The sequence below is a fragment of the Streptomyces sp. SID8374 genome (assembly GCF_009865135.1).
Lineage (GTDB): Bacteria > Actinomycetota > Actinomycetes > Streptomycetales > Streptomycetaceae > Streptomyces.
In genome coordinates this window covers 1,170,942-1,186,560 of record NZ_WWGH01000002.1, presented here as the reverse complement: position 1 = coordinate 1,186,560, position 15,619 = coordinate 1,170,942, and the positions used below count along the sequence as shown (strand labels likewise).

The 15,619-nt window shown below is 73.1% G+C and carries 10 protein-coding genes and 1 pseudogene; 3 read left to right on the top strand and 8 right to left on the bottom strand.

What is annotated here, in order from left to right; genetic code table 11:
* The first annotated feature begins 27 nt into the window (after positions 1-27).
* Positions 28-420 (top strand): VOC family protein, encoded by a 393-nt coding sequence (locus GTY67_RS28680; RefSeq protein WP_161280840.1) that lies wholly within the window; start codon positions 28-30, stop codon positions 418-420.
* A gap of 76 nt (positions 421-496) precedes the next feature.
* Positions 497-1,771 (top strand): low temperature requirement protein A, encoded by a 1,275-nt coding sequence (locus tag GTY67_RS28675; protein WP_161280838.1) that lies wholly within the window; start codon positions 497-499, stop codon positions 1,769-1,771.
* Positions 1,772-2,006: 235 nt separating this feature from the next.
* Here the strand turns inward: GTY67_RS28675 and GTY67_RS28670 are convergent, their stop codons facing one another.
* From GTY67_RS28670 to GTY67_RS28640, 7 genes are all read right to left on the bottom strand, one after another.
* Positions 2,007-2,930: a LysR family transcriptional regulator gene (locus GTY67_RS28670; RefSeq protein WP_093692700.1), complete on the bottom strand. Its 924-nt coding sequence runs from the start codon at positions 2,928-2,930 to the stop codon at positions 2,007-2,009.
* Positions 2,931-2,978: 48 nt separating this feature from the next.
* Positions 2,979-4,181: a glycine C-acetyltransferase gene (locus GTY67_RS28665; RefSeq protein ID WP_161280837.1), complete on the bottom strand. Its 1,203-nt coding sequence runs from the start codon at positions 4,179-4,181 to the stop codon at positions 2,979-2,981.
* Between the two features lie 60 nt (positions 4,182-4,241).
* Positions 4,242-5,270, bottom strand: a complete 1,029-nt coding sequence (gene tdh, locus GTY67_RS28660; protein ID WP_093692702.1) for an L-threonine 3-dehydrogenase — start codon at positions 5,268-5,270, stop codon at positions 4,242-4,244.
* Positions 5,271-5,629: 359 nt separating this feature from the next.
* Positions 5,630-7,933, bottom strand: coding sequence for an ABC transporter substrate-binding protein (locus GTY67_RS28655; RefSeq protein WP_161280835.1), 2,304 nt, complete (start codon positions 7,931-7,933; stop codon positions 5,630-5,632).
* Between the two features lies 1 nt (position 7,934).
* Entirely contained in the window at positions 7,935-10,259 is a 2,325-nt protein-coding gene (locus GTY67_RS28650; protein ID WP_161280833.1) for a bifunctional serine/threonine-protein kinase/ABC transporter substrate-binding protein, read from the bottom strand.
* 9 nt (positions 10,260-10,268) lie between these two features.
* Complete coding sequence (locus GTY67_RS28645) at positions 10,269-11,033, bottom strand: hypothetical protein (protein ID WP_343238780.1); 765 nt, start codon at positions 11,031-11,033, stop codon at positions 10,269-10,271.
* Positions 11,034-11,251: 218 nt separating this feature from the next.
* Entirely contained in the window at positions 11,252-12,094 is an 843-nt protein-coding gene (locus GTY67_RS28640) for an alpha/beta hydrolase (protein ID WP_161280829.1), read from the bottom strand.
* 281 nt (positions 12,095-12,375) lie between these two features.
* On the opposite strand from GTY67_RS28640, the gene GTY67_RS28635 reads away from it, so the two are divergent.
* Complete coding sequence (locus GTY67_RS28635; RefSeq protein ID WP_161280827.1) at positions 12,376-15,405, top strand: family 16 glycoside hydrolase; 3,030 nt, start codon at positions 12,376-12,378, stop codon at positions 15,403-15,405.
* An 85-nt stretch (positions 15,406-15,490) separates the two neighbouring features.
* On the opposite strand, the pseudogene GTY67_RS35200 reads toward GTY67_RS28635, so the two are convergent.
* A pseudogene (locus tag GTY67_RS35200) lies at positions 15,491-15,583 on the bottom strand (phosphatase); the annotation flags it as partial.
* Between the last annotated feature and the right edge of the window lie 36 nt (positions 15,584-15,619).

Here is a 15,619-nt window from a genome sequence, read left to right as displayed (position 1 = left end):
CCGCTTCCCGATCCTCTGGAGGGGCCCATGTCCCGCATCGCCCTGGTCACCCTCGTCGTCCGCGACTACGACGAGGCCGTCGCCTTCTACCGTGACGCGCTCGGCTTCGAGCTGGTGGAGGACACCGACCGGGGTGACAGCTCCCGCTGGGTGGTGGTGCGCCCGCGCGGGGCGGCGGCCGGCACGGGGCTGCTGCTGGCCCGCGCGAAGGACGGGGCGCAGGAGGCGAGCGTGGGGGCGCAGACCGGCGGGCGGGTCGGCTTCTTCCTGCACACCGAGGACTTCGCGGGTGACCACGCCCGGATGAGCGCGGCGGGGGTCCGCTTCCTGGAGGAGCCCCGGCACGAGACGTACGGCTCGGTCGCGGTCTTCGAGGACCTGTACGGCAACCGGTGGGACCTGCTCCAGCCGGCGGCCTGACCTTCCCGGAGCACGGGTCGCCATTCGGCCCACAGTCGGCGCGCTCCCCGGGGGCGCCCGCAGTGACCATGGGCCCATGCAGCAGCCCGCGGACCCCAGCGCCTCCCCCGTGGCGGCCGAGCCCGGGCGGCACGCCGGGTGGAACGAGCTGTTCTTCGACCTGGTGGTCGTCGCCGGGGCCGGGCAGCTGGCCCACCTCCTGCACGACGGGCCGCGCCTGGCGGACCTCGCCCTGTACGGGGTCCTCTACCTCGCCTTCTGGACCGTCTGGGCCGGGTTCGCCGTCTACGGGGACATCGCCGCCTCCGCCACCCGCGTCCGTACCCTGCTGATCGCGATGCTCGGCATGGCCGTGATGGCGGCCTCCGTCCACGCGGTCCTGACCCACCACGCAGTCACCTTCGTCCTCGCCTATGTCGCCCTGCGCTGGCAGGCGGGCCGTGTCTGGCAGCGGGGCAGCATCGTCGTGGACTGGCCGCTGGCGCAGTTCGGCGCGGGCGCTCTGCCCTGGCTCGTCTCGCTCTTCGTCCCGACGCCGTGGCGCTACTGGCTCTGGGCGCTGGGCATCGCCGTCGACATCGTCACCCTGCTGGTCGCCACCCGCGGCCGCACCCTCCGGCACGCATCCGAGCGGGCCGCCGCGCGCCGGGGTGACCGCCCGCCACCGGGCCCGCCGCACGCCTCCTCGCCCGCGCCTCCTCAGCTCAGCGAGTCGCGCATCGACACCGCGCACATGGGCGAACGACTCGGGCTGTACGTGATCATCGTGCTGGGCGAAGGGGTCATCCAGATCATCGACGCCGCCTCGGAGCGCGACGACTGGGATCTGCCGCTGGCTGCCACGGGGCTAGGGGCGTTCTGCCTGCTGGCCGGGATCTGCACCCTGAGCCTGCTGTACGGCACCAACGGCATCCCGCACCTGCGCAAGGACGCGCTCCCTCACCGGCTGGCGATGCTGCTGCACGCGGTGATGACCGGTTTCCTGGTCGCCCTGGCCACGGCCCTCGGCTCGGCGATCGCCCACTTCGACGACGTACTGCCGAAGGGGCAGCACTGGCTGCTGTGCGGGGCGATGGCGGGGTACTTCGCGGCGGGCGTGGTGGCGGCGCTGCCGTTGGCGGAGCGGGCCGACCGGGTGTGGGTGCTGGGCTGGGGGCTGCCGTGTGTGGCGGTGGCCGTGGCGCTCGCCCCGCTGGGCGTACGGCTGCCCGTGTGGGCGACGATCGGGATCCTGGTGGCGCTGGTGTGCTGGCAGATCCTCTACGACCCGGGGCGGGCGGGGATGCCTGCGCCCGCCGGGCGGTGGCGGGGCGGGAGAATCCGGCGCACGAGCCGAGCCGACCGGCCTTGAGCAGCGCTCACGTCCCGCGCCCAGCCCGAAGCCCTGAGCACCGCTCACGCGCGCGACCCGCGCCCCAAACCAAGAGCACTGCTCACCCCCGCGCTCCCTGCCCTCGGCTCTGAGCACCGCTCACCCCCGCGACCCACGCCTCACACCAAGAGCACCGTTCACCCCCGCGCCCCGTGCCCCCAGCCCTGAGCACCGCTCACGCCCCGCGACCCACGCCTCACACCAAGAGCACCGCTCACCCCCGCGCCAGCCCCGCCTCCCGTACCGCCACCGCCTCCATCGCGTCCAGCACCGGCCGGATCAGCGGATGGCCCTCGGCTCCCTGGCGTACGGCCGCGAAGACGCGGCGGGTGGGGGCGCTGCCCTCCACCGGGCGGACGACCACCCCGGTCAGCTCCATCCCGCGCAGCGCCGACCTCGGCACCAGCGCCACCCCCGCGTCCGCCCCGGCCAGCGCCACCACCGCCCGGAAGTCGTCCGACGAGTGCTCCAGGCGCGGGGCGAAACCGGCGTACTCGCAGGCCAGGACCACCACGTCATGGCAGGGGTTCCCCGGGTACGGCCCGATCCACGGGTCCTTGGCGAGGTCCGCGACCGCCACGTGGTCCTGGTCCGCGAGGCGGTGGTCCACCGGGAGCACCGCGTCGAACGGCTCCGAGTAGAGGGGTACGCGGGTCAGGCGGCGGTCGTCCTCGGCGGGGGCGCCCCGGTATTCGACGGCCACCGCCACATCCACCTGCCGGTCCAGCACCATCGGCACGCTCGCGTCGCCCTCCGCGTCCTGCACCTTGACCCGGATGCCGGGCGCGGTGCGGGCCAGCTCGGTGAGGGCGGGGGCGAGGACGAGGCCGATGCCGGTGGCGAACGCGGCGACCGTGACCGTACCGGCGACGCCCGCGCTGTAGTCCGCCAGCTCCGCCTCTGCCCGCTCCAGCTGGGCCAGGACCACGTTGGCGTGACTGAGCAGGATCTCCCCGGCGGCGGTGAGCCGGGCGCCGCGCGCGCTGCGTTCGACGAGGCGGTGGCCGGTCTCCTGCTCCAGGGCGGCGAGCTGCTGGGAGACGGCGGAGGGCGTCAGGTACAACGCGGCGGCGGCCGCGGTCACGGTGCGGTGGTCGGCCACCGCACGGAGGATTCGCAGCCGCCGCGCATCGATCATGTGCCCATTGTCCCAGGTCGCGGCCGAGGCCCCGACCCGGCAGGCAGGTCAGGCAGCCTCCGCCTCCAGGGCCGCCCGCGCGTCGACGAACGCGTCCACTGCGCGGTTCACGTCGGCGGTGGAGTGCGCGGCGGAGAGCTGGACGCGGATGCGCGCGGCCCCCTGCGGGACGACGGGGTACGAGAACCCGATCACGTACACACCGCGCTCGAGCAGCAGCTCCGCCATCCGGCCTGCCTTCGCCGCGTCCCCGATCATCACGGGGGCGATGGCGTGGTCGCCGGGCAGGATGTCGAAGCCCTCCTCTGTCATCCGGGAGCGGAAGAGCGCGGTGTTGGCGTTGAGCTGGTCGCGCAGGTCGCCGGCCGACTCCAGCAGGTCGATGACCTTGAGGGAGGCGGCGGCGATGACCGGGGCGAGGGAGTTGGAGAAGAGGTACGGGCGCGAGCGCTGGCGCAGCAGGGCGACGATCTCGGCGCGGGCCGCGACGTAACCGCCGGAAGCACCGCCCAGCGCCTTGCCGAGGGTGCCGGTGATGATGTCGACCCGGTCCATGACGCCGTGCAGCTCGGGCGTGCCGCGGCCGCCGGGGCCGACGAAGCCGACGGCGTGCGAGTCGTCGACCATGACCATGGCGTCGTAGCGGTCGGCGAGGTCGCAGATCTCCTGGAGCGGGGCCACGTACCCGTCCATCGAGAACACGCCGTCGGTGACGATCAGACGGCGGCGGGCGCCGGACGCCTCCTTGAGCTGCTTCTCCAGGTCGGCCAGGTCGCGGTTGGCGTAGCGGAAGCGCTGGGCCTTGGAGAGGCGGATGCCGTCGATGATCGAGGCGTGGTTGAGGGCGTCGGAGATGACCGCGTCCTCGGGGCCGAGGATGGTCTCGAAGACTCCGCCGTTGGCGTCGAAGCAGGAGGAGTAGAGGATCGTGTCCTCCTGGCCGAGGAAGGCCGAGAGCCGCGCCTCCAGCTCCTTGTGGACCTCCTGGGTTCCGCAGATGAAGCGGACCGAGGCGAGCCCGTAGCCCCAGCGGTCCAGCGCCTCGTGGGCGGCGGAGATGACCTCGGGGTGGTCGGCGAGGCCGAGGTAGTTGTTGGCGCAGAAGTTGAGGACCTCACCGGCGCGGCCGCCGGAGGTGACGGCCACGGTCGCGGACTGCGGGGTGCCGATCACGCGCTCGGGCTTGTGCAGCCCGGCGGCGCGGATCTCGTCGAGGGTGGTGCGCAGATCGTCGCGTACGGAGTCGAACATGCTGGATTCCTTAAAAGGGATGCGAGAAGAGGTCCGAGAAGGCGAGAAGAAGTACGACGGTCAGACGGTCCAGTCGAGGATGACCTTGCCGCCGAGGCCGCTCGCCGCGTCGTCGAAGGCCGCTTCGAAGTCGCGGAAGCCGTACCGGCCGGTGATCACGGGGGCGAGGTCGAGGCCGCCCTCCAGCAGGACGGACATGGCGTACCAGGTCTCGTACATCTCGCGGCCGTAGATCCCCTTGATCGTGATCATCGAGGTGACGATCCGGGACCAGTCGACGGCGAACTCCTCGGCGGGCAGGCCGAGCATCGCGATGCGGCCGCCGTGCGTCATGTTCGCGACCATGTCGCGCATCGCCTCGGGGCGGCCGGACATCTCCAGGCCGATGTCGAAGCCCTCGCGCAGGCCCAGCTCGCGCTGGCCGTCGGCGATGGTGCGGTCCGCGACGTTGAGGGCGAGGCTGACGCCGACCTTGCGGGCGAGGGCGAGGCGGGCCTCGCTGACGTCGGTGATGACGACGTTGCGGGCACCGGCATGCTTGGCGACGGCGGCGGCCATGATGCCGATCGGCCCGGCGCCGGTGATCAGGACGTCCTCCCCGACCAGCGGGAAGGAGAGCGCGGTGTGCACGGCGTTGCCGAACGGGTCGAAGATCGCCGCGATGTCGAGGTCGACGGGGACCCGGTGCACCCACACGTTGGAGGCGGGCAGGACCACGTACTCCGCGAACGCCCCGTCCCGGCCGACGCCCAGGCCGACGGTGGAGCGGCAGAGGTGGCGGCGGCCGGCGAGACAGTTGCGGCACTTCCCGCAGACGAGGTGGCCCTCGCCGCTGACCAGGTCGCCCACGGCGATGTCCGCGACGTCGGAGCCGAGGGCCGCGACCTCGCCGACGAACTCGTGGCCGAGGATCAGCGGGGTGGTGACCGCCTGCTGGGCCCAGCCGTCGTAGGCGCGGATGTGCAGGTCGGTGCCGCAGATCCCGGTACGCAGGACCTTGATCAGGACGTCGGTGGGGCCGTACTCCGGCTCCGGCACGTCCATGAGCCACAGTCCCGGTTCGGCCTTCTGCTTGACGAGTGCCTTCACGGCTGCGGCTCCCTGCACGTGGTACGCGGGTGGTGGATACCCCGGGCCTTGGGGCCTGTCGGAGGAGCCCTGCGGCCCGGGGTGGTCTTGGGGGGGGGTCCCGCTCCCATGGTGGGGGCGGAGTCACGGCGGGACGGGACGGAACACGCCCGTGCGGCTCCACGTACCGTCTCCGGCCGTCGACCGTCCTCGGCCGTCGACCGTCTTCGGCCGTCGACCGTCTTCGGCCGTCACCGAGAAGGCTGCCGTACGGCGGGGTCCCGGGTCCATCGAGGATTTCTTAAGCGGGGTCGCAGGAGATCTTCACGCCTGGGCAACGGTTCACTGACCGCTGCCATCCGCAGGCCTTCGTTTCGCGGTCAGAGATCGCCGTACGGTCCCAGAAAGCGGGGGCGGCCCTTCTCGACCCGGTAGAGGAAGATCCCGCCCGGATGCCGGACCTGGCGTGTCGAGGTCTGGAACGTCAGGGTGCGGACGATCCCCCGGTGCTCGGTCCGGAACAGCCGTTGCGCCAGCCCGCCGCGCTCCTCGCCTTCACCGCCCGCGCTCGTCGCCGCCGCGGCCCGGGCGATCAGGCCGACCGCGTCGTACGCCTCGGCGGCCCAGGTGGCGGGCGGTGCGCCGAAGCGCCTGCGGTGGGCGGCGGTGAACTCCGCGGCCGAAGGGAGCGCCGCCGCGTCCGCGTACGCCTCGGCGAAGACCCAGCCGTCGGCCGCCTTCCCGGCGCCTTGGAGGAAGGCGGGCCCGAGGGCGGGTCCGGCTCCGACCCTTGTGCCGGTGAAGCCCTCGGCGGCGAGCGCGGTGGCGAGGCGGGCGGCGCGGGGTGCGGAGCCGCCCGCGTAGATCACGGCGTCGGCCCCCACGGCGGTGGCGCGGCGGGCCGCCGCGCGGAACCCCGACTCGCCCTCGGGGAGCGGGTGTTCGGTGAGGGTGGCGCCGGTGAGCGCCGCCTCGCGGACGGCGGAGCCGATCTTCCAGCTCCGGTCGGCGTCCGCCGCGTCCGGGACGAGGAGGATGCGCTCGGCGGGACGGGTGTGGACCAGGTAGCTGACGAGGCCGGGGGCGAGGCTGCCGTCGTAGGGGCGGGTCACACAGAGCTGGAGGCTCGCGTCCCACGCGCCGGTGGCGGTCCCGGCCGCGACGACGACCGTGGCGAGCCGCGCCTTTCCGTACCGCAGGACGACCGCCTCGGGCAGCACGTCACCGGTCGGCCCGAGGACGGCGATGACCTCGGGGTCGGCCACCAGCCGGTCGGCCACGCGCAGGGCCCGCGCCTCGTCCCCGGCGTCGTCCTCGATGCGCAGGGCTAGGCGGAAGGCTTTGGCGGTACGGGAGTTGTGGTCGTCGACGGCGAGTTGCGCGCCGCGCCGGTGGGCCAGGCCGGTGGCGCGGCCGGGTCCGGTGAGGTCGGCGTGGAGGCCGATGGTGCGGGTGGGGAGGTCGCCCCGCGGCCCGGCGGCGCCCTGGTCGCGCCGCCGCGAGGCGATCCAGGCCGCCGTGGAGCCACCCGCCAGGACCACGGCCCCGGCCGCCCCGGCGATGAGGAGCCGGCGGCGGGTGAGGGAGGGGGCCGGGTCACCGTCCGGTGTGACGGTGACGGTGGCGGGGATGAGGGGCTCGGGGTCGGGCAGCGCGAGGGCGGCGGCCGAACGCTCGGCGACCAGGGCGGAGAGGCCGGGAAGCGACCAGGGGGCAGGGGGCGTCAGGGGGCTGGGGCCGGAGGGGGTACGGGGGTGGGGTGCGGGGTCGGTGGGCCCGCGGGGGTGGGGAGGCGTACGGGGAGCGGGGTCGTCGGGCGTACGGAGGTGGGGAGGCGTACGAGAGGGGGAGGGCCGGGCCAGCGCCTCGCGCGGGTCCGCTCCCCCGCCCGCCAGCGCGTCCCGCACCTCCCCCGCCGTCGGCCGGGCAGCCGGGTCCTTGGCCAGGCAGGCCGTGACCAGCGGCGCCAAAGCACCCGGCACCCCGTCGAGGTCCGGCTCCTCGTGGATCGTCCGGAACAGGACGCCCGCCGGGCTGCCGTCGCCGAACGGGCGCCGCCCCGTGGCCGCGTACACGAGGACGCAGCCCAGCGAGAACACGTCGCACGCCGGTCCGACCGCCGCTCCGGCCGACGCCTGTTCGGGGGCGAGGTAGCCGGGGGTCCCGATCACCGCGTCGGTGGCGGTGAGGGCGGTGGCGCCCTCGTGCCGGGCGATCCCGAAGTCGATGAGCCGGGGCCCGTCCAGGGCGAGGAGCACGTTGCCGGGTTTCACGTCGCGGTGGATCAGCCCGCCCTCGTGCACGGTGACCAGGGCGTCCGCGAGCCGCGCCCCGAGCGCCCGTACGGTCTCGGCGGGCAGGGCGCCCCGGTCGCCGACGACCTCGCCCAGGGACGGGCCGGGGACGAAGGCGGTCGCCAGCCACGGTTCCCGGGCCTCCGTGTCCGCGCCGAGCACCGGGACCACCCACGGCCCGGTGATCCGCCCGGCGGCCTCCGCCTCGCGCCGGAACCGGGCCCGGAAGCCGGGGTCGGCGGCGTGCTCGGCGCGGATCACCTTCACGGCGGCGAGGGCCCCGCCCGCCGAACGCGCCAGGTAGACCACGCCCATGCCGCCCGCGCCGAGCCGGGCCAGCGTGCGGTACGGGCCGACCGTGCGGGGGTCCTGGGAGGTGAGGGGCCGCACGTCAGCTCTTCGGCTGCGGGGCCGGGCCGAGGTAGCGGTAGCGGCCGCCCTCCACCCGGTAGAGGTGGGCGTCCCGACCCGCCAGTACCTGCCGCTGCTCGTCGAAGGCGTAGGTGCGGGAGACGCCCTCGTACATGGACGTGGTGACGGCGGCGGCGAGCGCGGCACGGGTGGGGCGCCCGTCCCCGGTGCGCGTGGGGCTCGGTGAACCGGACGGCACAGCACTCGGTGAACCGGACGACGCAGCGCCCGGTGAACCGGACGGCACGGCGCTCGGTGAACCGGTGGCCCCCGCACCGCCGTTCGTGCCGGAGCTGACCAGGGCGGCCACCCTCTGTGCCACGAGCCCGGCGACGTCGTACGCCTCGGCGGACCAGGTGGCGGGGGCGGTGCCGAACCGCTTGCGGTGCGCGGCCGCGAAGTCGGCGGCACCGGCTGCCGCACCGGCGTCCGTGAACGGCGTGACGAACTCCCACCCCTCGGCCGCCTCCCCCGCCCGCTCCAGGAACTCGGGCCCCATGACGGTGTGTTGTGCCATGCGCGGCCCCTTGAAGGGCGTGGCGGCCAGGGCGAGCGCCGTTCGGGCGGCCCCGGCCGCGTCCCCCGCGTAGAAGAGCGCGTCGCTGCGGTGGGTGAGGAGGTCCGCGACCACCGGCCCGAGGTCGGACGTCCCGGCCGGGACCACGCGCGGACGGGTGGTGCCGGTGGTGAGGCTGGGGGTCATCAGGTTGGCCGCGTACCCCGCCTGGTAGGCGGCCTGTCCGCCGGACCTGTCGATCAGGACGCCGAGGCGCTCCACGTCCGGGCGCAGGAGGAGGCGGTTGACGATGGGCACGGAGAGCGCTGCGTAGGAGGGGGAGGCTTGAAAGAAGGCGGAGTTGACGCGGGCCGGGTAGGCGATCTGGAGGGACGACACCGTCAGCAAGGGCAGCACCGCCTCGTCGTACGCGGGCAGTGCGGCCGTGGTGGTCGCGTCGCCGGTCGGGCCGATGACCGCGAGTACGTCCCGGTCGCGGGCGAACTCCTCGGCGACGCGCACGGAACGCGCCGGGTCGCCCCGGTCGTCGAGGACCTTCACGGTGAGCGTGAAGGGTTTGTCCGTACGGGCGTTGAACCGTTCGACGGCCAGCCGCACCCCGCGTTCCTGCGCTCGCCCGGCCGCCTTCTGAGCCCCCGTCAGGTCAGCGTGTACGCCAATTGTCCATCCCCGCATGGCCGTTGCGCCGTTCCGGCCGTCGGGCTCGTCGCCCATCAGCTGCACGGCGGCGAAGGTGCCCGCTCCGAGCGCCACCACACCACCCGCCGCGAGCGCCAGGAACCGTCGCCGGGCCGGTGCGGGCTCTGCGGGGGGATCGCTCACCGTGGCGTCGATGTCGGGCAGTTCGAGCATCGCGGCGGACCGTTCCGCGATGATGCGGACGGCGTCCTCGGGCAGCCAGTCGGCGCTCGCGCCGGGCCCTGGCACGTCCTCGGCGGTCTTGTTGTCCATATCGGCGGCGCTCGCGCCGTCGCCCGGCATGTCCTCGGCGATCCGGGCGTCCAGGTCGGCGGCGGTGGGCCGGGCGGCCGGGTCCTTGGCCAGGCAGTCGGTGAGCAGGGTACGGAGGCCGGGGTCGTCGACCCCGTCGAGGTCGGGGGCGTCGTGGACCGTGCGGTAGAGCAGGGCGTCGACGGCCCCGCTGCCGAAGGGCGGCCGGCCGGTGGCGGCGTACGCCAGGAGCGCACCGAGCGAGAAGACGTCCCCGGCCGGCCCGGCGCCCGCCCCGTTCCCGGTGGCCTGTTCGGGCGGGAGGAAGCCGGGGGTGCCGACGACGAGGCCGGTGGCGGTGAGCGCGGTGGCGTCGGCGGCGCGGGCGATCCCGAAGTCGATGAGCCGGGGGCCGTCGGCCGTCAGGAGGACGTTGCCCGGTTTGACGTCCCGGTGGACAAGTCCCGCCCCGTGTACGGCGGTCAGGGCGCGGGCGAGCAGCCGGCCGAGCACAAGGACGCTGCGGGCGGGCAGTGGGCCGCAGCGGGCGACGACCTCCGAGAGCGTCGGCCCGGGTACGAACTCCGTTGCCAGCCATGGGGTTTCGGACTCGGTGTCGGCTCCGGTGACCGGGACGGCCCAGGGGCTGTCCACCCGGCGGGCGGCCTCGGCCTCGCGGCGGAAGCGGGTCCGGAAGTCCGCGTCCCCGGCGTACTCGGGGAGGATCACCTTGAGGGCGGCGAGCGCTCCGGCGTCGGTGCGCCCGAGGTAGACGACGCCCATGCCGCCCGCTCCGAGGCGGCCCAGGAGCCGGTGTCCGCCGATGCGCGCGGGATCGTTCAGTCGCAGTGCGTCCATCGCCCGGCCTCAGCTCTGCTTCTCGACGGCGGATTCCAGCCGGACCAGCATGGTGGCCTGCGCCTGGGTGACGAGGGCGTCGATCTCCTTCTCCGTGCGCCCCTTAGCCCCCTTGCCGGTCACGGCGACGGTGACCTGGGACGTCTGCGCCTGCTGCCAGGTGTAGGGGTGCGGCCCGCCCAGCTCGGTGGAGCGGTACTCGCCGGACTCCGTCAGCGCGTCGTCGGAGTTGCGCTGGACCTCCTCGCCCCCGAGGAGCGCGGCCGCGACCATGGAGCCGATCTGCTCGTCGGCGGTGAGCTGTTGCGTGGGGCAGCGCATGGTCTCCTCGATGGACTCCGCCATCTCCCACTCCGCGTCCTCACGGGTGCGGTGGACGGTGACGACGGCGGCCAGCCGGACCGGCCCCTTGCCCGCGGCGGCGGGCACCTCGAAGTACCGGGTGCGGGTGGCCAGGACGGTGTCGGCCGGCTTGCCCTGCTTCCAGACGCAGTCGGCGCCGAGCACGGGCCAGGTGGCCGGATCACTCTCGTACGGGCTCCGCTTCACCACCCCGGGACCGAAGCTGTCGGGACCGGCGATGACCTGGCCGATGAGGTCGAGAGCGGCGGCCCGGGTCCGGGGAAGTCGGGCGGGGTCGGGCTCGGCCGGTCCACCGGACGCGGTGGCGGCGGCCTCCGCGCCCGGGCCGGAGCTGCCCGTCGTCTTCCGGCCCTCCGGACCGGGGCTGTCACCGCCCCCGCCCGAACACCCGACGAGCAGCAGCACGGGCACGATCAAGAGGACCGGAGCGCGCCGCCCCCACCCTCGCCCCCGCCGCCCGAACCTCCGCGCACCTAACGGCCCTTGACAGCCCACAGCGCTCTCCCCCGCTCTCCCTCGACGCCGTGGCCGATCATAGGTTCACCGCGTGTGCCCGGAGCGGCACGGTCAGGGACTGTTGCCCCATCGGAACATGCGTGACAGGGCCCGCACACGGGCGGCTTCGGCGGTCAGGCGGCGGTCTCCGCGAGGAACGCGGTGAGGTGTTCGACGAGGGCGTCCGGCCGGTCCTCCGGGAGCAGCGTGTAGCTGTCGTCGACCTCCACCAGCCGCCCCTGCGGGAGGAGTTCGGCGAGCCGACGTCCGTGGTCGAGGGGCATGACGCGGTCCTCGGTGGCCCAGATGACGAGGGCGGGGCGGTCGAAGGTGCGCAACTGGTCGGCCCATCGCAGCAGTTCGGCCCGGTCCGGCACGCCGAGCACATACGTCCGCAGGTCGCGGCGGATCTCCTTGGAGGCCCACAGCGGCCGGAACCAGCCGTCCATCACGGCGTCCGGCACGGGCCGCTTGCTCATCCACCCCCAGGTCATGGGCAGCCGCCGGGCGCGCTTCGACCTCAGCAGGGTGAAGGCGAACTCCAGCCCGCCGGGCAGCTTCGCGAGGGTGGCCAGGTTCCGGCCGGGCAGTCCGGGCGGGTAGTTGTCGAACGCCTCGCAGGACGTGATGACGAGCCGGCCGATCCGGTCGGCCCGCCCGTCGGCGACGAGGGCCTGGGCGCCGCCCCAGTCGTTCATCACCAGGGTCACACCGTCCAGCTGGAGCGCCTCCAGGAACTCCGCGACCAGCCGGGCGACGCCGAGCACCGTCAGGTCCGCGTCGGGTTCCATCGGCCGCCGGTGCCCGCCGAGCGGCAGGGTCGGCACGATGCACCGGACCCCGTCGCCGAGCCCGGCGACGACATGGCGCCAGAGCGAACCGTCCATGGCGACACCGTGCAGGAGGACCACCACGGGTCCGTCGCCACCGCTGTCCTCGTACGCGATCACACCGGCGGAGAGCCTCACTTCGTTCATGGCGCCAACGTAGTACGGACCCGGTGCTGACAAACCGACAGAAACTTTCAGGCCACACCACGTTCAGACCTTTGCACGAAGACCGGCGAACTTTGAACACAGTGGTGACGAAGTATGGACGGCGTCAGCAGAAGCCTCCTACTGTTTCGGTCGCGACCCGCCGGAGTTACGGCGGGGTCACGCAGCCTGACCCGCACGAGCCGAACCGTTCACCCCCGGGCGACGGGTGGCCCCACCCACCGCCGCGACGTGCCTCTCGCTGCGAGGGGCCAGGAGGAAGAATGCATCCACGGCCGTTCCACCCCTTCCGCAGACCATCCGCATCGCGGCACCGACCGCTCCGCAGGCACCTCACCGGCCTGGTGGCCGCCTCGTTCCTCATCGGCGCCTTCGCCGCCGTCCCGGCCACCGCCGCACCGGCGGCCCCGGCCGAACTCCCCCCGCAGGAACCGGGGGTGACCCTGCGCGTCTTCGATGTGCAGGTGCCCCTGGACGAGCTGTGCGACATCAAGGCGGGCCAGACGCCCAACGTCGACAAGCTGATGCCGCAGATCGACTGGGACTCGGCGGACGACTTCGGCTTCGAGGACCGCTTCGTCTCCCAGGTGACGGGCAACATCAATGTGCCCGAGGACGGTTCGTACACGTTCCGGCTCACCAGCGACGACGGGTCGCGGCTGTTCCTCGACGACCAACTCGTCATCGACCACGACGGGTTGCACGGCGCCGACCCGAAGGACGGCACGGTCACCCTCACGGCGGGCTACCACTCGCTGCGTATCGACCACTTCGACCGCACCGGCGGCCAGCAGGTCACGCTCGCCTGGCAGCCGCCGGGCGCCGGTGACTTCGCCGTCGTACCGAACTCCGTGCTCTCCACGGACGCCGACGTCGTACGGGTGACGGCGCCGGGCCGCAAGGAGTGCGAGGGCGCCCTCGACTCCCCCGGCGACGGGCTGCCGCTGACCGAGACGCACCCGGACTACGCGCTCACCGATCTGCGCCCGGCGGGCTTCGAGCCGCAGGTCTCCGCGATGGACTGGCTGCCGGACGGCCGCCTCGCGGTGACGACCTGGGGCGGTACGGACAACGAGACCGGGGAGGTCTACCTCCTCGACGACGTCCAGGGCGAGACCGGTCCGGACAAGGTGAAGGCGAAGAAGGTGGCCGAGGGGCTCAAGGAGCCCATGGGCATCAAGGCCGTCGACGGCAAGCTCTACGTCTCGCAGAAGCACAAGCTGACCGAGCTGACCGACACCGACGGCGACGACGTCACCGACGAGCAGCGGACCGTGGCGACGTGGCCGTACGGCGGCAACTTCCACGAGTTCGCCTTCGGCCTGCTCTACCGGGACGGCTACTTCTACCTGAACCTGTCCGTGGCGATCGACTACGGCGGCGCGACGACGAACCCGCAGCCGGCCCAGAACCGCGGCACGACGATCAAGGTGAACAAGGAGACCGGCAAGGTCGACTACATCGCCGGTGGCCTGCGGACGCCCAACGGCATCGGCTGGGGCCCGGACGACGACCTGTTCGTCCTGGACAACCAGGGCGGCTGGCTGCCGTCCTCGAAGCTGCTCCACGTCAAGCAGGACCGCTTCTTCAACCACTTCACCAACCCGTCGGGCCCCTTCGACACGAAGCCGGTCACCAAGCCGGTGCTCTGGCTCCCGCAGAACGAGATAGCCAACTCTCCTTCCACTCCTCTCCAGTTGACTGAGGGCCGGTTCGCCGGGCAGATGCTGTTCGGGGACGTGACGTACGGCGGCATCCAACGTGCCTACCTGGAGAAGGTCGACGGCGAGTACCAGGGCGCGGTCTTCCGCTTCACCCAGGGCCTGGAGGCGGGCGTCAACCGGATCAGCATGGGCCCGGACGGCGCGATCTACGCGGGCGGGCTCGGCGCGGGCGGCAACTGGGGCCAGGAGGGCAAGCTGACGTACGGGCTCCAGAAGCTCTCCCCCAGCGGGGACAAGGCGTTCGACATCCTGGCGATGCGGGCCAAGCCCGGTGGCTTCGAGCTGGAGTACACCGAGCCGCTCTCGGAGGAGACGGCGGCGAAGCTCGCCGAGAGCTACCAGGTGGAGCAGTGGACGTACGCGCCCACCCCCGCCTACGGCGGCCCCAAGATCGACGAGGAGGCCCTCACGGTCAGCTCGGCGACGCTCTCCGAGGACGGCAAGAAGGTCACGCTCGCCCTTCCCGGTCTCAAGCCGAACCGCGTCGTCCACGTCCGCTCCCCGCGCCCCTTCTCCTCAGCGAGCGGCACGGAGCTGTGGTCCACGGAGGCCTGGTACACGCTCAACTCCCTTCCCGGTGACCAGCCTTTGCCCACCCTGTACGAGGCGGAGGAAGGCACCCTCACCGGCGGCGCGGGCGTCGACACCGAGCACGCGGGCTACTCGGGCGGCGGCTTCGTCGACGACTTCGGCAACGAGGGCGCGGCGGTCACCTTCGACGTGCGGACCGGGAAGGCGGGGACGTACGACGTCGGCCTGCGCTACTCCAACGGCCCGAATCCGGCCCCCGGCACCAAGACGATCAGCGTCCATGTCAACGGTACGAAGGTCCGGCAGACGAGCCTGGCCTCCACCACCGACTGGAAGACCTGGGCGACGAAGAACGAGCAACTGGAGCTGGACGAGGGCCACAACACCATCACGTACTCCGTCGACAGCGGCGACACCGGCCATGTGAACCTCGACATGATCGCCGTCCACCCGAAGGGCGCCCGCATCCCGCTCTTCGACGGCACGACCCAGGCGGCCTGGCAGCACCCGGACGGGCGCACCCCCGAATGGCCGGTGAGCGGCGGGGAGATGGAGATCAACAACGGCGATCTGCGCACGAAGCAGGGGTTCGAGGACTTCCGTGTCCACGTGGAGTTCTGGCTGCCGAACCTCCCGCCGGACGTGACCGGCCAGGACCGGGCCAACAGCGGGGTCTACCTCCAGGAGCGGTACGAGGTGCAGATCCTGGACTCGTACGGTGACGACACGCTCGCCGACAACGAGGCCGGGGCGATCTACACGAAGAAGGCCCCGGACGTGAACGCGGCCACCGCGCCGGAGACCTGGCAGACGTACGACATCACCTTCCGCGCCGCCCGCTTCGACTCATCGGGCAACAAGACGGAGGACGCCAGGATCAGCGTCGTCTGGAACGGCGTCACCGTCCACGACGACGTGGCGGTCGACGGCCCGACCGGCGGCGGAGCGGCCGAGGCCGCGACGGCGGGCGCGATCAAGCTCCAGGACCACGGCAGCAAGATCCGCTACCGGAACGTGTGGGTGGAGCCGCTGACGTAGGGCGGCGGTCCAGGAGAGGGGCGGCGGCCGGTGGCCGCCGCCCCTCCGTCACGCCAGGGGAACGGGAGAACGGCGGTGGGCGGCGTCAGCGGCGGATCATCGACATCAGCAGCCCGTGGGTCTCCTCGTCGGCGGCGGCCACCAGCCCGTGGCCCTCGCCGATCGGGGAACGGCCTTCAGGCCAGCACCTGACGCAGCGTAGGGAGACCGCCCC